21 protein-coding genes are annotated in these 19,973 nt (G+C 63.4%); 14 read left to right on the forward strand and 7 right to left on the reverse strand.

Annotation, left to right across the window (positions count from 1 at the left end):
* Window positions 1–21: 21 nt before the first annotated feature.
* From AB1N67_RS21585 to AB1N67_RS21600, 4 genes are all read left to right on the forward strand, one after another.
* On the forward strand, window positions 22–822 hold the full coding sequence (locus AB1N67_RS21585; protein ID WP_043211219.1) for a hydroxymethylpyrimidine/phosphomethylpyrimidine kinase: 801 nt from the start codon (window positions 22–24) through the stop codon (window positions 820–822).
* Window positions 823–839: 17 nt separating this feature from the next.
* Window positions 840–1,463 (forward strand): thiamine phosphate synthase, encoded by a 624-nt coding sequence (gene thiE, locus AB1N67_RS21590; RefSeq protein WP_043211218.1) that lies wholly within the window; start codon window positions 840–842, stop codon window positions 1,461–1,463.
* 15 nt (window positions 1,464–1,478) lie between these two features.
* Window positions 1,479–2,762, forward strand: coding sequence for a glutamate-1-semialdehyde 2,1-aminomutase (hemL, locus tag AB1N67_RS21595; RefSeq protein ID WP_043211216.1), 1,284 nt, complete (start codon window positions 1,479–1,481; stop codon window positions 2,760–2,762).
* 235 nt (window positions 2,763–2,997) lie between these two features.
* Entirely contained in the window at window positions 2,998–3,549 is a 552-nt protein-coding gene (locus AB1N67_RS21600) for a tetratricopeptide repeat protein (RefSeq protein ID WP_043211215.1), read from the forward strand.
* A 9-nt stretch (window positions 3,550–3,558) separates the two neighbouring features.
* Here AB1N67_RS21600 and AB1N67_RS21605 read toward each other — a convergent pair whose 3' ends face one another.
* A complete protein-coding gene (locus AB1N67_RS21605) occupies window positions 3,559–3,885 on the reverse strand; it encodes a DUF1820 family protein (protein ID WP_043211213.1) in 327 nt (108 codons plus the stop codon).
* 125 nt (window positions 3,886–4,010) lie between these two features.
* On the opposite strand from AB1N67_RS21605, the gene miaB reads away from it, so the two are divergent.
* From miaB to lnt, 5 genes are all read left to right on the forward strand, one after another.
* Window positions 4,011–5,339: a tRNA (N6-isopentenyl adenosine(37)-C2)-methylthiotransferase MiaB gene (miaB, locus tag AB1N67_RS21610; RefSeq protein ID WP_043211212.1), complete on the forward strand. Its 1,329-nt coding sequence runs from the start codon at window positions 4,011–4,013 to the stop codon at window positions 5,337–5,339.
* Window positions 5,340–5,528: 189 nt separating this feature from the next.
* Entirely contained in the window at window positions 5,529–6,527 is a 999-nt protein-coding gene (locus tag AB1N67_RS21615; RefSeq protein ID WP_043211210.1) for a PhoH family protein, read from the forward strand.
* Window positions 6,520–6,993, forward strand: a complete 474-nt coding sequence (gene ybeY / locus AB1N67_RS21620; RefSeq protein WP_043211208.1) for an rRNA maturation RNase YbeY — start codon at window positions 6,520–6,522, stop codon at window positions 6,991–6,993. Before AB1N67_RS21615 ends, ybeY begins: the two co-directional genes overlap by 8 nt.
* 21 nt (window positions 6,994–7,014) lie before the next feature.
* Window positions 7,015–7,854: an HlyC/CorC family transporter gene (locus AB1N67_RS21625; RefSeq protein WP_043211207.1), complete on the forward strand. Its 840-nt coding sequence runs from the start codon at window positions 7,015–7,017 to the stop codon at window positions 7,852–7,854.
* Window positions 7,855–7,862: 8 nt separating this feature from the next.
* A complete protein-coding gene (gene lnt, locus AB1N67_RS21630; protein WP_043211206.1) occupies window positions 7,863–9,380 on the forward strand; it encodes an apolipoprotein N-acyltransferase in 1,518 nt (505 codons plus the stop codon).
* Between the two features lie 33 nt (window positions 9,381–9,413).
* Here lnt and AB1N67_RS21635 read toward each other — a convergent pair whose 3' ends face one another.
* Together AB1N67_RS21635 and AB1N67_RS21640 are read right to left on the reverse strand one after the other, a co-directional pair.
* A complete protein-coding gene (locus tag AB1N67_RS21635; RefSeq protein WP_090346790.1) occupies window positions 9,414–10,175 on the reverse strand; it encodes a YdcF family protein in 762 nt (253 codons plus the stop codon).
* Window positions 10,176–10,307: 132 nt separating this feature from the next.
* Complete coding sequence (locus tag AB1N67_RS21640) at window positions 10,308–10,619, reverse strand: hypothetical protein (protein WP_043211202.1); 312 nt, start codon at window positions 10,617–10,619, stop codon at window positions 10,308–10,310.
* 231 nt (window positions 10,620–10,850) lie between these two features.
* Between AB1N67_RS21640 and leuS the strand changes: the two genes are divergently transcribed.
* From leuS to AB1N67_RS21665, 5 genes are all read left to right on the forward strand, one after another.
* Complete coding sequence (leuS, locus tag AB1N67_RS21645) at window positions 10,851–13,457, forward strand: leucine--tRNA ligase (protein ID WP_043211200.1); 2,607 nt, start codon at window positions 10,851–10,853, stop codon at window positions 13,455–13,457.
* A gap of 61 nt (window positions 13,458–13,518) precedes the next feature.
* Complete coding sequence (gene lptE, locus AB1N67_RS21650; protein WP_043211198.1) at window positions 13,519–14,124, forward strand: LPS assembly lipoprotein LptE; 606 nt, start codon at window positions 13,519–13,521, stop codon at window positions 14,122–14,124.
* Between the two features lie 42 nt (window positions 14,125–14,166).
* On the forward strand, window positions 14,167–15,204 hold the full coding sequence (gene holA, locus AB1N67_RS21655; RefSeq protein ID WP_043211196.1) for a DNA polymerase III subunit delta: 1,038 nt from the start codon (window positions 14,167–14,169) through the stop codon (window positions 15,202–15,204).
* A gap of 156 nt (window positions 15,205–15,360) precedes the next feature.
* The gene (gene arfA, locus AB1N67_RS21660) at window positions 15,361–15,525 is read left to right on the forward strand and encodes an alternative ribosome rescue factor ArfA (protein WP_043211193.1); all 165 of its coding nucleotides are present in this window, start codon (window positions 15,361–15,363) and stop codon (window positions 15,523–15,525) included.
* Between the two features lie 60 nt (window positions 15,526–15,585).
* A complete protein-coding gene (locus tag AB1N67_RS21665; RefSeq protein ID WP_043211191.1) occupies window positions 15,586–16,902 on the forward strand; it encodes a lytic murein transglycosylase in 1,317 nt (438 codons plus the stop codon).
* 84 nt (window positions 16,903–16,986) lie between these two features.
* Here AB1N67_RS21665 and AB1N67_RS21670 read toward each other — a convergent pair whose 3' ends face one another.
* From AB1N67_RS21670 to AB1N67_RS21685, 4 genes are all read right to left on the reverse strand, one after another.
* On the reverse strand, window positions 16,987–17,925 hold the full coding sequence (locus tag AB1N67_RS21670; protein ID WP_090346792.1) for an LD-carboxypeptidase: 939 nt from the start codon (window positions 17,923–17,925) through the stop codon (window positions 16,987–16,989).
* 94 nt (window positions 17,926–18,019) lie between these two features.
* Window positions 18,020–19,039, reverse strand: a complete 1,020-nt coding sequence (gene lipA / locus AB1N67_RS21675; RefSeq protein WP_043211188.1) for a lipoyl synthase — start codon at window positions 19,037–19,039, stop codon at window positions 18,020–18,022.
* Between the two features lie 2 nt (window positions 19,040–19,041).
* Window positions 19,042–19,689, reverse strand: coding sequence for a lipoyl(octanoyl) transferase LipB (lipB, locus tag AB1N67_RS21680; protein WP_090346793.1), 648 nt, complete (start codon window positions 19,687–19,689; stop codon window positions 19,042–19,044).
* Window positions 19,689–19,964, reverse strand: coding sequence for a DUF493 domain-containing protein (locus AB1N67_RS21685; RefSeq protein WP_043211184.1), 276 nt, complete (start codon window positions 19,962–19,964; stop codon window positions 19,689–19,691). The genes lipB and AB1N67_RS21685 overlap by 1 nt, the downstream gene beginning before the upstream one ends.
* Window positions 19,965–19,973: the final 9 nt, after the last annotated feature.

Raw genomic sequence — 19,973 nt, forward strand, 5'->3', positions numbered from 1 at the left:
TTGGTGGTAAGCTCGCCGACCATGAACATGACCTACAGCTCCCGCCCCGTTGTCCTCTGTCTTTCCGGCCACGACCCCAGTGGCGGCGCCGGCCTGCAGGCAGATATCGAAGCCCTGATCGCCCAAGGCTGTCACGCCGCACCTGCCGTGACCGCCCTGACCGTGCAGGATACCGTCAACGTTTCCGACTTCCGCGTGCTGGACCGCGAGTGGGTTCTGGCACAGGCCAACGCCGTGCTGGCCGACTCCACCGTGGCAGCGGTCAAGCTCGGCATGCTCGGCTCGATCGAAATGGTCGATACCGTCGCCGAACTGCTGGCCGCCCATCCGCACCTGCCACTGGTCTGCGATCCGGTTCTGCGCGCCGGTGGCGGTGGCCGGCTGGGCAAGGACGAAGTCGGCTATGCGCTGCGCGAACGCCTGCTGCCGCTGGCCACCATCGCCACGCCGAACCTGCCCGAAGCCCGGATCCTGGCTGAACTGCCCGAAGGCACCGCGGACGAATGCGCCGAGAAACTTTTGCCGTTCTGTAGACATCTTCTGATTACCGGCGGTCACGGTGACGAGGCACAAATCCATAACCGCCTTTATAGCCGCGACGGTCAACAGCACACCTGGACCTGCGAACGCCTGCCGGGTAGCTACCATGGCTCCGGTTGCACCCTGGCCAGCGCCCTGGCGGGCCGACTGGCGCTGGGTGAGCAATTGCAAAGTGCAGTGCGCAGCGCCCTGGACTACACCTGGCGCACGCTGCGCGACGCCGAGCAACTGGGCAAGGGGCAGTTCGTCCCTCGCCGGCTGCCCCTGGACTTCTGCTCCTGATCCATGAGGCCTGACAGATGAAGTTACGCGGTCTGTACGCGATCACCGACAGCCAACTGCTCGCCGGTCGCTTGTTCTCCCACGTCGAGGCAGCCCTCGAAGGCGGTGTTTGCCTGCTGCAGTATCGTGACAAGAGCGACGACGCAGCACGCCGACTGCACGAAGCCGAAGGCCTGCTCAAGCTCTGCGAGCGCTACGGCACGCAACTGATCATCAACGACGACGCCCCACTGGCCGCGCACTTGGGCGTCGGCGTGCACCTGGGCCAGACCGACGGCCCCCTGACCCCGGCCCGTACCCTGCTCGGCCGCGATGCGATCATCGGCTCCACCTGCCATGCTCAGCTCGAGCTGGCCGAGCAGGCCGCCACCGAGGGCGCCAGCTATGTGGCCTTCGGTCGCTTCTTCAATTCGGTCACCAAGCCCGGCGCGCCAGCGGCCGACATCGCCCTGCTCGCCCAGGCCCGTGCCCGCGTGCAACTGCCGATCGCCGTGATCGGCGGCATCACCCTCGACAACGCCGCCCCCCTGGTCGCCCATGGCGCCGACCTTTTGGCGGTGATCCATGGCTTGTTCGGTGTCGACAGCGCGCAGGAAGTCACCCGCCGCGCCCGCGCCTTCAATGCCCTGTTCGCTTCCTGATTCGAGAGAAATCCCATGTCCCGTTCCGAATCCCTGTTCGCCCAAGCCCAGAAGCACATCCCTGGTGGTGTGAACTCGCCGGTCCGCGCCTTCCGCAGCGTCGGCGGCACCCCGCTGTTCTTCAAACATGCCGAAGGCGCCTATGTCGTCGACGAAGACGACAAGCGCTACGTTGATTACGTAGGCTCCTGGGGCCCGATGATTCTGGGTCACGGCCATCCGGACGTCCTGGCCTCGGTACGCAAGCAACTCGAACACGGCCTGTCCTACGGCGCCCCGACCGCCATGGAAACCGAGATGGCCGACCTGGTCTGCTCGATCGTGCCGTCCATGGAGATGGTGCGCATGGTCAGCTCAGGTACCGAGGCGACCATGAGCGCCATCCGCCTGGCCCGTGGCTACACCGGCCGCGATGCGATCATCAAGTTCGAAGGCTGCTACCACGGCCACTCCGACAGCCTGCTGGTCAAGGCCGGCTCCGGCCTGCTGACCCAGGGCGTACCGAGCTCGGCCGGTGTGCCGGCGGACTTCGCCAAGCACACCCTGACCCTACCGTTCAACGACATCGCCGCCGTCGAGAAGACCCTGAGCGAAGTCGGCCAGACCGTCGCCTGCATCATTGTCGAACCCGTCGCTGGCAACATGAACTGCGTACCGCCGGCTCCGGGCTTCCTCGAAGGCCTGCGCGAGCAGTGCGACAAACACGGCGTGGTGCTGATCTTCGACGAAGTGATGACCGGTTTCCGTGTCTCCCTCGGCGGCGCCCAGGGCTACTACGGCATCAAGCCGGACCTGTCGACCTTCGGCAAGATCGTCGGCGGCGGTATGCCGGTTGGCTGCTTCGGCGGCAAGCGCGAGATCATGGAATGCATCGCCCCGCTCGGCCCGGTTTACCAGGCCGGTACCCTGTCGGGTAACCCGTTGGCCATGGCGGCAGGCCTGACCACGCTCAAGCTGATCAGCCGCCCAGGCTTCCACGACGAACTGACCGCTTTCACCTCCCGCATGCTGGATGGCTTGCAACAGCGTGCCGATGCCGCTGGCGTACCGTTCGTCACCACCCAGGCCGGTGCCATGTTCGGCCTGTACTTCAGCGGTGCCGACGACATCGTCACCTTCGATGACGTGATGGGCAGCGACGTGGAACGCTTCAAGCGCTTCTTCCACCTGATGCTCGAGGGCGGCGTGTACCTGGCGCCAAGCGCCTTCGAGGCGGGTTTCACCTCCATTGCCCACGGCGACAAGGAGCTGCAGATCACTTTGGACGCCGCCGAAAAAGCCTTCGCTGCACTGAAGTGATTGCCCGCCTTGCATCGGCTTCTGCGCACGCATACCCGCCCCCACAGGTTCAACGCATAACTTGTAGGAGCGGGTACAGCCGCGAAGAAGCCGAGGCAGGCGATAAACGCTGTGCAATCGACAAAGGCTTCTCAATACAGAATTTCGAGTAAAACTTTGTAAGGTAGGCGCTGCTTATCCCATAATGTGCCACCAGAGACATTGGCCGCAGCTTTGCAGAGGTAAGTCGATCCCCATGAACCGCACCGGCCGCGCCCTTACCCTGGGCTGCCTGCTGCTTCTTCAGCCCCTGCTGGCCTTGGCAGAGGGTGGCAACTCGTTGCTGATTCCAGCGACGGGACGCTGCACCTTCGACACACAGCCAGAGGACCTGCAGAACGCCCTGAAGGCTTGCGAACGGACGGCGGAGTCGGGCGATGCCCAGGCGCAATACGAGCTGGGTGAGTTCTACTACAGTGGCAACCAGGCACCCAAAGACCTGAAAAAGGCCGTCAACTGGTTCGAGAAGGCCTCATTGCAAGGCCAGGCCCAGGCGCAATACCGTCTCGGCTCGATGTTCTTCCATGGCGAAGGCGTTCCGGCCAACAACGTTCAGGCTTACATTCTGCTGAAAATGGCAGCGGTCAATGGCGACGAAGACGCCCTGGACCTGGCCGACGAAGTCACCGAGCAGATGCCCCGCGACGAACTCGAACACGCTACCCAGGTGCTCGGCCAGATTTTCCGCAAATACCTGCTGGAGCTGCAAAACGCCGAAGGGCGCACACCCTTCTCCCCCCTGCCCTGACGGGCCGACCTACTTCTCCGGCATTGGCATCGGGAACGGCATCACGTTACCGCCACCCTTGGCCTCGCTGATCTTCGCCGTCCCCAATCGCTCCACCTCGTCGATACGCACGATCGAATGCATCGGCACGAAACTGCGCACCACACCTTCGAACTGCGCCTTGAGCTTCTCTTCGCTGGGGTCGACTACGACCTGGGTGCGCTCGCCGAAAACGAACTCCTCGATTTCAAGAAAGCCCCACAGGTCGCTCTGGTAGATCTGCTTGGCATACATCTCGAAGACCTGGCCCTGGTTGAGAAAGATCACTTTATAGATGGCGGGTTCGCGTTTGCTCATGATCGAAGAAGACGACACCGTGTTAGGAAAATGGCCGGCATCATAGCAGACCGCTTGCCCTGTTAAGCACCCGGTGCCACCTCTATAATGTGCGGCCTTTCAGCACCCGCAGCAGATGATTTGCCATGGCCAAGAAGCTTTACATTGAAACCCACGGTTGCCAGATGAACGAGTACGACAGCTCGCGCATGATCGACCTGTTGGGCGAACACCAGGCCCTGGAAGTCACCGAGCGCCCCGACGACGCCGATGTCATCCTGCTCAACACCTGTTCGATCCGCGAAAAAGCACAGGATCAGGTGTACTCCAAGCTCGGCCGCTGGCGCGCCCTGAAGGACCGCAACCCAGACATGGTCATCGCCGTCGGGGGTTGCGTGGCCAGCCAGGAAGGCGAGGCCCTGCGCAAGCGCGCGCCTTACGTCGATGTGGTGTTCGGTCCGCAGACCCTGCACCGTCTGCCAGAAATGATCGACGCCGCGCGCATCACTCGGGTACCGCAAGTCGATGTGTCGTTCCCTGAAATCGAAAAGTTCGACCACCTTCCCGAGCCCCGCATCGACGGCCCGACGGCATTCGTCTCGGTCATGGAGGGCTGCAGCAAGTACTGCACCTTCTGCGTGGTGCCCTATACCCGTGGCACCGAGGTCAGCCGCCCCTTCGACGACGTACTGGCCGAGGTCATCCACCTGGCCGAGAATGGCGTGCGCGAAATCACCCTGCTGGGCCAGAACGTCAACGGCTATCGCGGCCTGACCCACGATGGCCGTCTGGCAGACCTCGCCGAGCTGATCCGTGTGGTGGCGGCAGTCGACGGAATCGAACGGATCCGCTACACCACCTCGCACCCACTGGAATTCTCCGACAGCCTGATCCAGGCCCACGCCGAGGTGCCACAGCTGGTCAAGCACCTGCACCTGCCGGTACAGGCAGGCTCCGACCGCGTGCTGGCGGCCATGAAGCGCAACCACACGATCCTCGAGTACAAGTCCAAGCTGCGCAAGCTCAAGGCTGCGGTGCCGGACATCTGCATCAGCTCGGACTTCATCGTCGGCTTCCCCGGCGAGACCGAGAAGGACTTCGAGCAAACCATGAAGCTGGTGGCCGAGGTCGGTTTCGACTTTTCCTTCTCCTTCGTCTACAGCGCACGTCCCGGCACCCCGGCCGCGGAGCTTGTGGACGATACGCCCGAGGAGGTCAAGAAACAGCGTCTGCAACTGCTGCAGCACCGCATCGACCAGCAGGGTTTCGAAATCAGCCGACGCATGGTCGGCAGTGTCCAGCGCATCTTGGTCACCGACTTCTCCAAGCGTGACCCAGGCAAGCTGCAAGGCCGTACCGAGAATAATCGAATCGTCAACTTCCACTGCGACAATCCAGCGCTGATCGGCCAACTGGTGGATGTACGCATCGAAGAGGCCAAGCCCCATTCGCTGGTCGGCTCATTGATTGAATGATGATGGTGGTGGTCTGTTCGCCGGGGAACCCGCTCCCACCGAATGGCGGTAAACCTCGTGGGAGTGGGTCTACCCGCCAATGCGCCACCACAGATACCTGTCCCTTGATCGTTTCAGTGCTTTCGCCACTGCCCTTCAGGGGTTATTCTTGAGTTCACCTCCATTGCCGTCGAGCGGCTAAAAACGACCTTGAACGCACCCATACAACCTCATCGTTTCATCCTCGAACCCTTCGAGGCCCACCGCTTCGCCAACTTGTGCGGCCAGTTCGACGAGCACCTGCGCCTGATCGAACAACGCCTGGCCATCGAAATCCGCAACCGCGGCAACCAGTTCGAACTGATTGGCGAACCCAAGACCACTTCTGCCGCCGAGCAATTGCTGCGTCGCCTCTATCGCGAAGCCAAGGCTTCCGAGCTGTCGCCGGAAACCGTCCACCTGTACCTGCAGGAATCGACCGTCGAGAACCTAGACAACCCAGCGGTCAACGAGGTCAGCGTGTCGCTACGCACGCGCAAGGGCAACATCCGCCCGCGCGGGGTCAACCAGCAGCGCTACGTCAAGGAAATCCTGGCCAACGATATCAACTTCGGCATCGGTCCGGCCGGTACAGGCAAGACCTATCTGGCTGTAGCCTGCGCCGTGGATGCCTTGGAGCGCGAACAGGTGCGCCGCATCCTGCTGGTGCGCCCGGCAGTGGAAGCCGGCGAGAAGCTCGGCTTCCTGCCTGGCGATCTGGCCCAGAAGATCGACCCGTACCTGCGCCCGCTGTACGACGCGCTCTACGAGATGCTCGGCTTCGAACACGTGGCCAAGCTGATCGAGCGCCAAGTCATCGAAATTGCCCCGCTGGCCTACATGCGCGGTCGTACCCTGAACAACAGCTTCATCATCCTCGACGAAAGCCAGAACACCACCCTTGAGCAGATGAAGATGTTCCTCACCCGCATCGGCTTCGGCTCGACGGCGGTGATCACCGGCGACATCACCCAGGTCGACCTGCCGCGCGGCACCAAGTCGGGCTTGGCCCATGTGATCGAAGTGCTCAAGGACGTGCCGGGCATCAGCTTTACCCACTTCCAGCCCAAGGATGTGGTCCGCCACCCGTTGGTGCAGCGTATCGTCGAAGCCTACGACCGCTTCGACGCGCGCCAGGCAAAGCCCGAGGTCCCCGGCAAAGATGCTTGAACTCGACCTGCAACGGGCCACGGATGCTGCCGCCCCGGATGACGCTGCCTTCCGTCGCTGGTGCGAACTGGCGCTGCGCCAGCGCACCGCCGACTCGGAAATGACCATTCGCCTGGTCGATGAACCCGAAGGCCGTGAGCTGAACCACACCTACCGGCACAAGGACTACGCCACCAACGTGCTGTCCTTCCCCGCCGACGTTCCCGATGACCTGCTCGACATCCCCCTGCTGGGCGACTTGGTCATTTGCGTGCCAGTGGTCGAGCGGGAAGCCACCGAGCAAGGCAAGTCGCTCGAAGCCCACTGGGCGCACCTGGTCATCCATGGCTGCCTGCACCTGCTTGGCTACGATCATATCGAGGACGACGAAGCCGAGGAGATGGAAGCCCTGGAACGAACCTTGCTGGCGGAATTGGGTCACCCGGACCCTTACGCCGACGACGAAATCACACAACCTGACAACTGAAAAGGATCACGAGTAACCGCCATGAGCGAAGACCGATCGAGCAATGGGCAGAAGTCCTGGCTGGGTAAACTGACCCAGGCTTTTGCCCATGAGCCGAAAAACCGCCAGGAGCTTCTCGAGCTGCTGCGCGAAGCCCATCAGAACAAGCTGCTCGACAGCGAAGCGCTGACCATCGTCGAAGGCGCCATCCAGGTCGCCGACCTGCAGGTGCGTGACATCATGGTGCCGCGCTCGCAGATGATCAGCATCAAGGCCAGCCAGTCTCCACGCGAATTCCTGCCAGCGGTGATCGATGCCGCGCACTCGCGCTACCCGGTGATCGGTGAAGGCCATGACGATGTGCTCGGGATCCTCCTGGCCAAGGACCTGCTGCCGCTGATCCTCAAGGAGAACGGCGACAGCTTCAACATCAAGGACCTGCTGCGCCCGGCCACCTTCGTGCCGGAGTCCAAGCGCCTGAACGTGCTGCTGCGCGAATTCCGCGCCAACCACAACCACATGGCCATCGTCATCGATGAATATGGCGGCGTGGCGGGCCTGGTGACCATCGAGGACGTGCTCGAGCAGATCGTCGGCGACATCGAGGACGAGCACGATGTCGAGGAAGACAGCTACATCAAGCCACTGCCCAGTGGCGACTTCCTGATCAAGGCCTTGACCCCGATCGAGAACTTCAACGAGTTCTTCGACTCGGAGTTCTCCGACGATGAGTTCGATACTGTGGGCGGCCTGGTGATGAGTGCCTTCGGCCACCTGCCCAAGCGCAACGAGACCACCGAGATCGGGGCCTACAAGTTCCGTATTCTCAACGCCGACAGCCGGCGGATACACTTGCTGCGCCTGACTCCGATCACCCGTTAAGGACAAACATGCGTTGGATCACCCGCCCCGGCTGGCCCGGTAACCTGCTGGCCCTGGCGGCCGGCGCATCGACCCTCCTGGCCCTGGCGCCGTTCGACATCTGGCCTCTGGCGCTGCTGTCCATCGCCCTGCTCTACCTCGGCCTGCGCGAGCTCAGCCCGCGCCAGGCGATGTGGCGTGGCTGGTGGTTCGGTTTCGGCCTGTACGGTGCCGGCACCTGGTGGATCTACGTCAGCATGAACACCTACGGCGGCGCCTCCCCGGCGCTGGCGATCGCGCTGCTGGTGGCGTTCTTCGCCGCCCTGGCCTGGTTCTTCGCCCTGCCCACCTGGCTATGGGCGCGCTGGCTGCGTCGCAATGAGGCTCCCCTGGCCGATGCCCTGTGCTTCGCCGCTCTGTGGCTGCTGCAGGAAGCCTTCCGCGGCTGGTTCCTGACCGGTTTCCCGTGGTTGTACGCAGGCTACAGCCAGCTCGATGGCCCCCTGGCCGGTCTGGCACCGCTGGGTGGCGTGTGGCTGATTTCCTTTGTCCTGGCACTGAGCGCTGCGCTGCTGTGCAACCTGCACCGCCTGCGTGAGCGTCCCTCGTTTCTGGCGGTGGGCGTGATAGTGCTGTTGGCGCCCTGGGTGATCGGCATGGCGCTCAAAGGGCATGCCTGGACACAACCCTCCGGTGATCCACTGAAGGTCGCAGCGTTGCAGGGCAATGTCGAGCAGGACCTGAAATGGGACCCGGCGCACATCGATGCGCAACTGGCGCTTTACCGCGACATGAGCTTCAGCTCCAAGCCAGTGGACTTGCTGGTCTGGCCGGAAACCGCCGTCCCCGTACTCAAGGACCAGGCCCAAGGCTACATCGACGTAATGGGGCGTTTTGCCGCCGATCGGCATTCGGCGCTGATCACCGGGGTGCCGGTGCGTGAAGTGGTGCACCACCAGCGCCGCTACTACAACGGCATCACCGTGACCGGAGAGGGCGACGGCACCTACCTCAAGCAGAAGCTGGTGCCCTTTGGCGAATACGTACCGCTGCAGGACATGCTCCGTGGGCTGATCGAGTTCTTCAACCTGCCGATGTCGGACTTCGCCCGCGGCCCAGCGGACCAGCCCTTGCTGCAGGCCAAGGGCTATCAGGTTGCGCCGTTCATCTGCTACGAGGTGGTCTATCCCGAGTTCGCAGCGGGCCTGGCCGCACGCAGCGACTTGCTGCTGACCATCAGCAACGACACCTGGTTCGGCACCTCCATCGGCCCCCTGCAACACTTGCAGATGGCCCAGATGCGTGCCCTGGAGGCCGGGCGCTGGATGATCCGCGCCACCAACAATGGCGTCACCGCGTTGATCGACCCCTTCGGCAAGATCACTGCGCAGATCCCGCAGTTCCAGCAAGCCGTCCTCTACGGGGATGTGGTGCCAATGCAGCAACTGACGCCCTACCTGCAATGGCGCTCCTGGCCGCTGGCGATTCTCTGTGCGCTACTGCTGGGATGGGCGCTCTTGGCGAGCCGGATCGCCAAGACCGTGTGACCTTCCAGGGGCCGCATTGCGGCCCCGCGGTGGTCAGTAAAACAACCGATACCCCACCAACCCCACCGCCTCGTTGAGCAACTGTCCGCTGCGCCACACCGCCCGGCTATCGGGCAGCAAGCCGGCGAACGGCTGCGCATGGTCCTTGCCCAGGAATCCGACCGGTGCCGGCACCACCTCGAACCCTGCCTGCTCGAAACTCCAGCGCGAGCGCTGCATGTGCCAGGCTTGGGTCACCAGCACCACGCGGCGCACGCCTTGGGGTTGCACCAGCCGCGCGCTGAACTGGGCGTTCTCCCAAGTAGTGCGGCTGGCCTCTTCCTTCCAGCGCACGTCAACGCCGAAGTCCGACTTCATGCGATCGGCCATCAACTGGGCCTCGCTCGGCGGCGTGCCGTAGTGAAGCCCACCGGTGGTCAATACCGGCAGCCCCGAGGCCTTGGCCAGCTGCGCGGCATAGCGCATGCGCTCAAGAGCGGTGCCGGTCGGCTGGTCCTCTGCTCCCCAGGCCGGGTCGCCACGCTCACGCCCGGCGCCCAGCACCACGATCGCGTCGGCTCGCCCTGCCAGGGTCGCCCATTGCGCCATCGGCAATGGCGCCTCGGTCTCCAACTGCCGGGCCGCCCGTTCCACCACCAGCGGCAAGCTCATCAGCCACAAACCACCCAGGCCAAGGGCAAAGCACAAGGCCGCCAGGCGCGGGCGTCGCGTGCGCAGCCACCAAGCTGCCAGCAAGAGCAAAAACAGCACGCCGGGAGGCAGCAACCATTGTTTGATGAAATAGCGAAGCGGCATGCACGGTCCTCCTGGAAAGGAGTGCAGCCTAAGAGGATCGGCGCCGGGCAACAAGTGCGCGTCCGGCGCCGATCATGAGCAGTTTAAGTTGAGTACCGGCGCACGACGGTCTGCGCCTGGAATCCAGAACGGCTAGCGGGACAGCGTCCGGGATCTCGCCGTGGTGGCGGGGCGTTTCTTGTCCTTGAGCCAGACGATCTTCGCCGACGTCGGCTCCGGTTGCTGGTAAGCACCGGCGCTGGCGAAACGACCTTCCGGGAGGGTTTCCAGGTAGGCCTTGATCACTTCGAACTCGGCGTGGCTCAGGCCACGCAGTTCCAGTTCAGCTGGCATCTCGTCGCGTAATCGTACGGAGGTCCTGGCCACTTCGAGTGCCAAGCCCAGGCGGTCGATCAAGCGTTCGTATAGCTCCGGTTTGATTGCGGGTAGCTGCGACTCTCCCATCCGTTCACCTCATTGAAGATAAGAATATCTCCCCCAAAGATGAGCTTAGCGTCACTCTGAAAAGCAGCCCGGTGCCGCGACCAACGGCCCCGGAGCCGCATTCAAGGTTTCCCACGATGCGCGGCGCTCATGTATGCTACGGCGTTCACTCCAACGACACCGCAGTGCCGGACGCAGCGAGGTTGCGCTGCCTGGAAACAGGGTCCTTATCTCTCTCAGCACAAAGTAGCCATGCACGAACAATACACGCCCCGTGATATAGAAGCCGCCGCCCAGACCTTCTGGGACGAGCAACAATCGTTCGCTGTCACCGAACAGCCAGGCAAGGACACCTACTATTGCCTGTCGATGTTCCCGTACCCGAGCGGCAAGCTACACATGGGCCACGTGCGCAACTACACCATTGGTGACGTGATCGCCCGTTACCAGCGCATGCAGGGCAAGAACGTCCTGCAGCCAATGGGTTGGGATGCGTTCGGCATGCCGGCCGAAAACGCCGCGATGAAGAACAACGTCGCCCCGGCCAAGTGGACGTACGAGAACATCGACTACATGAAGTCCCAGCTCAAGAGCCTGGGCCTGGCGATCGACTGGTCGCGTGAAGTCACCACCTGCAAGCCGGACTACTACCGCTGGGAACAGTGGCTGTTCACCCGCCTGTTCGAAAAAGGCGTCATCTACCGTAAGAACGGCACCGTCAACTGGGACCCGGTCGACCAGACCGTACTGGCCAACGAGCAAGTCATCGACGGCCGCGGCTGGCGTTCGGGCGCGCTGATCGAGAAGCGCGAAATCCCGATGTACTACTTCCGCATCACCGACTACGCCGACGAGCTGCTTGAAAGCCTCGACGAGCTGCCGGGCTGGCCTGAGCAGGTCAAGACCATGCAGCGCAACTGGATCGGCAAATCCCGCGGCATGGAAGTGCAGTTCCCCTACGACCAGGCGAGCGTCGGCCACGAAGGCACCCTCAAGGTCTTCACCACCCGTCCGGACACCCTGATGGGCGCGACCTACGTCGCAGTCGCCGCCGAGCACCCGTTGGCCACCCAGGCCGCCCAGGGCAACCCGGCACTGCAGGCGTTCATCGATGAATGCAAGAGCGGTAGCGTCGCCGAGGCCGACATGGCCACTCAGGAGAAGAAGGGCATGCCCACTTCCCTGTTCGTCCAGCACCCGCTGACCGGCGAGAAGCTCCCGGTCTGGGTCGCCAACTACGTGCTGATGCACTATGGCGATGGCGCCGTGATGGCTGTTCCGGCCCACGATGAGCGTGACTTCGAGTTCGCCCACAAGTACAACCTGCCGCTCAAGGCTGTGGTCCGCACCAGCGCCGGCGACGACGTGGGCAGCGAGTGGCTGGCCGCCTACGGCGAGCACGGCCAGCTGATCAACTCCGGCGAGTTCGACGGCCTGGATTTCGAAGGCGCCTTCGACGCCATCGAAGCCGCCCTGATCCGCAAGCAGCTGGGCAAATCGCGTACCCAGTTCCGCCTGCGCGACTGGGGCATCAGCCGCCAGCGCTACTGGGGCTGCCCGATCCCGATCATCCACTGCCCGACCTGCGGCGATGTGCCGGTACCGGAAGACCAATTGCCGGTCACCCTGCCCGAAAACGTGGTGCCGGACGGCGCTGGCTCGCCACTGGCGCGCATGCCTGAATTCTACGAATGCAGCTGCCCGAAATGCGGCGCCGCGGCCAAGCGCGAAACCGACACCATGGACACTTTCGTCGAGTCGTCCTGGTACTTCGCCCGCTACGCCTCGCCAAACTACGAAGGCGGTATGGTCGACCCGAAAGCGGCCAACCACTGGCTGCCGGTCGATCAGTACATTGGCGGTATCGAGCACGCCATCCTTCACCTGCTGTATGCGCGCTTCTTCCACAAGCTGATGCGCGACGAAGGCCTGGTAACTTCCAACGAGCCGTTCAAGAACCTGCTGACCCAGGGCATGGTGGTCGCCGAGACCTACTACCGTACCGCCAGCAACGGCGGCAAGGATTGGTTCAACCCGGCGGACGTCGAGGTCGAGCGTGACGCCAAGGCCAAGATCATCGGTGCCCGCCTGAAGACCGATGGCCTGCCGGTGGAAATCGGCGGTACCGAGAAGATGTCCAAGTCCAAGAACAACGGCGTGGATCCACAGGCCATGATCGACGCCTACGGCGCCGACACCTGCCGTCTGTTCATGATGTTCGCCTCGCCGCCCGACATGAGCCTGGAGTGGTCCGACTCCGGCGTCGAGGGTGCCAGCCGCTTCCTGCGCCGCGTATGGCGCCTGGCCCAGGCCCACGTGAGCCAGGGCCTGCCGGGCAAGCTGGACGTCGCCGTACTGGACGATGCGCAGAAAACCATCCGCCGCGCCATCCATGCCGCCATCAAGCAGGCCAGCACCGACGTGGGCCAGTTCCATAAATTCAACACCGCCATCGCCCAGGTGATGACCGTGATGAACGTGCTGGAAAAAGCCCCGCAAGCCACCGAGCAGGACCGCGCCCTGCTGCACGAAGGCCTGGAAGCCGTGACCTTGCTGCTGGCCCCGATCACGCCGCACATCAGCCATGAGCTGTGGAAGCACCTGGGTCACGACCAGGCCGTGATCGATGCCACTTGGCCAAGCGTAGACGAAAGCGCCTTGGTCCAGGACAGCATCACTCTGGTGGTCCAGGTCAACGGCAAGCTGCGTGGCCAGGTCGAAATGCCCGCCAGCGCCAGCCGTGAAGAGATCGAAGCCGCCGCCCGCAGCAACGAGAACGTCCTGCGCTTCATCGATGGCCTGACCATCCGCAAGGTCATCGTGGTGCCGGGCAAGCTGGTCAACATCGTCGCCAACTGATGGCAACGCCCGCCCGCGCATGTTGCGGGCGGGCGGAATTGGCCCACAAGGGAGCTACAACATGATCAAACGCAATCTGCTGGTAATGGGCCTGGCCGTCGTGCTCAGCGCCTGCGGTTTCCAGCTGCGCGGCACCGGCACCACCGAGCTGAGCATCAAGGAAATGGACCTGCGCGCGCGCAATGCTTATGGCGAGACCGTGACCGAGCTGCGCGAATCCCTCAAGCGCAACGGCGTCAATGTCCACTCAGGCGCCCCCTACCGCCTGGTGCTGACCGACGAGCAGCAAACCCAGCGCGCCGCCACCTATAGCGGCGGCAACCGGTCGGTCGAATATGAACTCACCACCGTGCTCAATTACAGCATGCTGGGCCTGAACGACATCCCGCTGCTGAGCGACAAGATCGAAGTGCGCAAGATCTACGTGCATGACGGCGACAACATCACAGGCTCCGACCAGGAAGCCACCCAAGCCCGCGAAGAAATGCGCCGCGATCTGGTCCAGGCCATGCTCGTTCGCCTGCAAATGCTGACCCCGGGCCACCTGGACGAGCTGCAGCGCGAAGCAGAAGAACGCGCCAAGGCCGAAGCCCAGGCCCAGGAGGCGGCCCGCCGCCAGCAGGACGAAACGCCGCAGCAATCCCCAATGGAAGTTCCGGCCAACTGACCGAGGCCGAACGGGGCACCTTCGGGTGCCCCCGCATCCACCATGAAGCTCTCCCCCGCCCAACTCAACAAACACCTGCAAGGTGCCCTGGCCCCGGTCTACGTGGTCAGCGGCGACGATCCGCTGCTTTGTCAGGAAGCCGCCGACGCCATCCGTACCGCGGCTCGCCAGCAGGGCTTCGACGAACGCCAGGTGTTCAGTGCCGACGCCAATTTCGATTGGGGCACCCTGCTCCAGGCCGGCGCCAGCCTTTCCTTGTTCGCCCAAAGGCGCCTGCTGGAGCTGCGCCTGCCATCGGGCAAGCCCGGCGACAAGGGCGCTGCCGCGTTAATGGAGTACTGCGCCAACCCGGCCGAAGACACATTACTGCTGGTCAGCCTGCCCAAACTCGACGGCAGCGCGCAGAAGACCAAATGGGGCAAGGCGCTGATCGAAGGCCAGCACTGCCAATTCATCCAGATCTGGCCAGTCGACGCGCAGCAACTGCCACAGTGGATCAATCAGCGCCTGTCCCAGGCCGGACTGTCCGCCCAACGTGACGCGGTCGACCTGATCGCCGCGCGGGTCGAAGGCAACCTACTGGCAGCCGCCCAAGAGATCGAAAAACTCAAGTTGTTAGCCGAAGGCAACCAGATCACGGTGGAAACCGTGCAGGCTGCCGTAGCCGACAGCGCTCGCTTCGACGTGTTCGGGCTGGTCGATGCCATCCTCAACGGCGAGGCGGCCCACGCCCTGCGCATGCTGGAAGGCTTGCGCGGCGAAGGGGTCGAGCCACCAGTCATCCTTTGGGCCCTGGCGCGCGAGTTGCGCCTGCTGGCTGGGCTTGCCCAGCAATTCAGCCAAGGCGTGCCGCTGGACAAGGCCTTCAGCCAGGCACGACCACCTGTGTGGGATAAACGCCGACCACTGGTCAGCAAAGCTCTCCAGCGCCTGTCCGCGCAGCGTTGGGCGCAGTTGCTGCAGGATGCTCAGCGCATCGACGCCCAGATCAAAGGTCAGGCCGAAGGTTCCCCCTGGACGGGGCTGGCGCGGCTGGCGCTGCTGATGGCCGGGCAACGCCTGGCGTTGCCTGGCGAGTAAGCTATCTGCACTATTCCTGTAGGGGCTGGCGAAGCCAGCAATGGGCTGAAAAAGTCTGCAAGACAGCCCCTATCTGCCCATACATACAATCAATTGGCTCCTGCCCTACCCTGGTCTTACAGTGCGCCCCGACATCCACCCAACCGGGGTATCGCCATGAGCAAGAAGCCGAAGAAGCACGGGCCGAACAAGGCCAAGTCCATCATCGCCCAGCCACTGTTCCGCTGCCGCCAGGAACGACCGAACAAGGGCAAAGGCAGCTACCGCCGCGAAGCCTTCCAATCGAGAGATTGGGAGGCTTCTTGCTTTTTGGCCGCATGAAGGCAGGAAACCCCCAGTCATGATATGGTCGGCACCTGAACCGCAATTCTGGATCTGTGCATGCCCTTTCGTCTGTCCCTGCGCTGGCCGTCTCGCCAGCTGATCGCAGCCTCCAGCTTCATCCTGCTCGTCGCCTGTGCGGAAAAACCCACCGCCGCCGACGCCTTGCCGCTGGCCCCCGCGCAGCCTGCGCCGAACGTGTCCCTGCCGGGCACCACGCCTGACACCAGCAACGACATCCAGCCCCTGCAAACCTTCGCCCAATGGCAGGCAGGCTTCCGCCAGCAGGCCTTGCAAGCCGGCATCAGTGCCAACACCTTCGATCGCGCCTTCCTAGGCGTCACACCCGACATGGACGTGATCAAGGCCGACCGCAGCCAACCCGAATTCGCCCGCCCGGTGTGGGAATACCTCGACGGCGCCCTGTCGCCGCTGCGTGTGCGCAACGGTAAGAAGCTGCTCGAGCAACATGCCGAGTTGTTGTCGCGCATCGAGCAGCGCTATGGCGTCGACCGCCAGGTGCTGGTATCGGTCTGGGGCATGGAAAGCAACTTCGGCCAGTTCCAGGGCAACAAATCAGTGATCCGCTCCCTGGCCACCCTGGCCTACGAAGGCCGTCGTCCGACCTTCGCCCAGGACCAACTGATCGCCGCCCTGCAGATCCTGCAGAACGGCGACATCCAGCCCGAGGCCATGCGCGGCTCCTGGGCCGGCGCCATGGGCCAGACCCAGTTCATTCCGACCACCTATAACACCCACGCGGTGGACTTCGACGGCGATGGCCGTCGCGATATCTGGAACAGCACAGCCGATGCCCTGGCATCCACCGCCCACTACCTGCAAAGCTCGGGCTGGAAACGTGGGCAGCCGTGGGGCTTCGAAGTCCAAGTGCCCGCAGGCTTCGACTATTGGCTGGCCGATGGCGTGCAGCGCAAGAGCGTCAGTGAATGGCTGCAACTGGGCGTGAAACTGCCAGCCGGCACCCAGCTGCCTGCAGGCAGCAGCCAGCTGTCCGCCGCCCTGCTGCTGCCGGCAGGGGCTCGTGGCCCGGCGTTCCTGGTGCTGGACAACTTCCGGGCGATCCTGAAGTACAACAATTCCTCGTCCTACGCCCTGGCGGTCAGTCTGCTGGGTGATCGCTTCTATGGCTGGGGCTTCATCGCCGGTAGCTGGCCCAAGGACGATCTGCCGCTGAGCCGTAGCGAGCGCATCGAACTACAGGATCTGCTCAACGCCAGCGGCCACGAGGCCGGCAATGCCGACGGCATCATCGGCGCCAATACCCGCAAGGCCATCCGCAATGCCCAGCAGGCGCTGGGTTGGCCGGCAGATGGGTACCCGACCCACAAGCTGCTCGACAGCCTGCGTCGTCGCTAACCTGGCAACGAGCGCAGCCCTGTGGGAGCGCGGGTAGACCCGCTCCCACAAGCTTATGCAAGCCTCAAGGCCAGCGCCCAGGCCTTAGCGCTCAAACAACGACTGCTCCAATGACAGCCGCATGGCCTGACTGTCCAGCCTTACCCTGGCCCCCAGCGGCAGACACAGGTTGGGATCACAATGCCCACTGCGCCACCCCGCCAATACCGGGATACCCAACGGCCCGAAGATATCCTTCAGCAGCGGCGTCATCGCCGGCACGGTGATTCCGGCAAAATCGCCCACCAGCACACCGCGAATCCCGTCCAGTTTGCCGGCAAGACGCAATTGGGTGAGTAGCCGGTCTACGCGGTACAGCGGCTCGTTGACATCCTCGATGAACAGGATACAGCCCTGGCTGTCGATCTCGCCCACCGTCCCCAAGGTCGCACACAGCACCGATAGATTGCCGCCCAGCAAACGCCCGCTGGCCATGCCAGGGGCCACGCAGGTCAGTGGATAAGCATCGGGATGGGCCAGTACATCGCCCTGATGGACCTTGCCGTGCAGTTGATCGAACAATGAACTGACGGTCGGCTCCTGCTTCGCGCCGAGCAGATCGGCATTGAGCATGCCGCCATGGAAAGTGATGAGCCCAGCGTGGCGCTGGAGCGCCGTGTGCAGGGCAGTGATATCGCTATAGCCGACCAGCGGCTTGGGGTGTTGGCGGATCAGGTCGAAATCGAGCCGATCCAACAGCCGCATGCTGCCATAGCCACCGCGCATGCACAGGATGGCGTCGATTGCAGGATCGGCAAACGCCCCATGCAAGTCATCCAGACGCTGCTGGTCTGGTCCGGCCAAATAGCCTTCGGCCTGACCGACGCCCGGAAACAGGCGGCACTGGTAGCCTCGGTCGGCAAACCACTGGCTTGCCTTGCGCCCGTCCAGCCGGGCCGGGCCGGCCGGGGCGACGATGGCAAAACAGGCATTGCCGGGCAGCGCTGCAGGCAGAGATGCATCCAAGGTTTCAACGCAGTTCATCGAACAACTCCTTGCACGTACAGGGGCAGCTCTCGGAAACAAAAATGCCGATGCCGCCTTCCGGCGTGCATCGGCATCGATCACTCAACCAGGCTCAGAGCTTGATCTTGGCTTCGTGGGCCTGTTGGTCGGCGTGGTACGAAGAGCGCACCAGCGGGCCGGAGGCAACGTTCTTGAAGCCCATCTTGTACCCTTCCTCGGCGAACCAGGCGAAGGTATCCGGGTGCACGAAACGTTGCACCGGCAAGTGGCTGCGCGAAGGCTGCAGGTACTGGCCCAGGGTCAGCATGTCGATGTCATGCTCGCGCATGCGGTGCATTACTTCGATGACTTCTTCGTCGGTCTCGCCAAGACCGAGCATCAGGCCAGACTTGGTCGGTACATGCGGGACCATCTGCTTGAACTTCTGCAGCAGGTCCAGCGACCAGTCGTAGTCCGAACCCGGACGCGCAGCCTTGTACAGGCGCGGTACGGTCTCAAGGTTGTGGTTGAACACATCCGGCGGCTCCTGGGCGGTGATTTCCAGGGCAACGTCCATGCGCCCACGGTAGTCCGGCACCAGGGTCTCCAGCTGGATGCCAGGCGACAGGGCGCGGATTTCGCGGATGCAGTCGGCGAAGTGCTGGGCACCGCCGTCACGCAGGTCATCGCGGTCCACCGAGGTGATGACCACGTACTTCAGGCGCAGGTCGGCGATGGCCACGGCCAGGTTCTTAGGCTCGTCGAGGTCCAACGGCTTCGGCCGGCCGTGGCCGACGTCACAGAATGGGCAGCGACGGGTGCAGATGTCACCCATGATCATGAAGGTCGCGGTGCCGCCGGAGAAGCACTCGCCCAGGTTCGGGCAGGAGGCTTCTTCGCACACGCTGTGCAGCTTGTGCTTGCGCAGCAGTTGCTTGATGCGGTCGACCTCCGGGGAAACCGGAATGCGCACGCGAATCCAGTCCGGCTTCTTCGGCAGCTCTTCGGTAGGGATGATCTTGACCGGGATACGCGCGACCTTTTCAGCACCGCGCAGCTTCACGCCTGCTTCGACTTTCTTTGGCGCGGGACGCGCGGCGGCGTCCTGGGTGGGTACCGGGTTCGGCACGGCTTCTTGCACAGTTGTTGTCATATTCAGTCGATTCCGCCCGTGAGGGTCGTCTGCTCAGCATAGTCGAGGTGCTTGACCAGCTGTCCGCGCAGCCTTGTCCTGACCTCGGAGAGTTCGATCGGACCTGCCAGGTCACGCAACTGGGTCATCGCCAGCCCCGCATACCCACAGGGGTTGATTCGGCGGAATGGCGCAAGGTCCATGTCCACGTTCAGGGCAAGGCCGTGGAACGAACGGCCATTGCGGATTCGAAGGCCGAGGGAGGCGATCTTCGCCCCGTCGACATAGACGCCAGGCGCATCGGGCTTGGCCACGGCCTGGACGTCATAACTGGCCAGCAGGTCGATCAGGCTGTGCTCGATCCGGGTGACCAGCTCGCGTACACCAAACCCCAGGCGACGAACATCCAGCAACAGGTAGGCCACCAGTTGGCCGGGGCCATGATAGGTCACCTGGCCGCCACGGTCGGTCTGCACCACCGGGATGTCGCCGGGGACCAACAGGTGCTCGGCCTTGCCAGCCTGGCCCTGGGTAAAGACCGAGGGGTGTTCGACCAGCCAGATTTCGTCCTGGCTGTCCGGGCTGCGCTGCTCGGTAAAGCGCCGCATGGCCTCCAGCACCGGTTCATAGGGCTGCAGGCCAAGATCGCGAAAACCGAGGCAGGAAGGCATCAGAGCACCATTTTAACGATGCCGGTCGCGCGCAGGGCGCTGTTGATATCGTGCAACTGGTTCTCGCTTTCAGCAACGATGTGCAACTGCACCGTGGTGTACTTGCCTTCCTTGCTCTGGCGCTCGGCCAGGGTGGACAGATCGACCTTGGCATACTTGCTCAGGATCTCGATCACGGTGTCCTTGAAACCGACCACGGTATCGCCGATTACCTTGATCGGGTAATCGTCGCAGGGGAATTCGATCTTGTGCGACTTGACGTCAGGTTCGCTCATGGCGGAAAC

Origin of the sequence: Pseudomonas guariconensis (genome assembly GCF_040822035.1) — a bacterium.
Taxonomy (GTDB): Bacteria; Pseudomonadota; Gammaproteobacteria; order Pseudomonadales; family Pseudomonadaceae; genus Aquipseudomonas; species Aquipseudomonas guariconensis.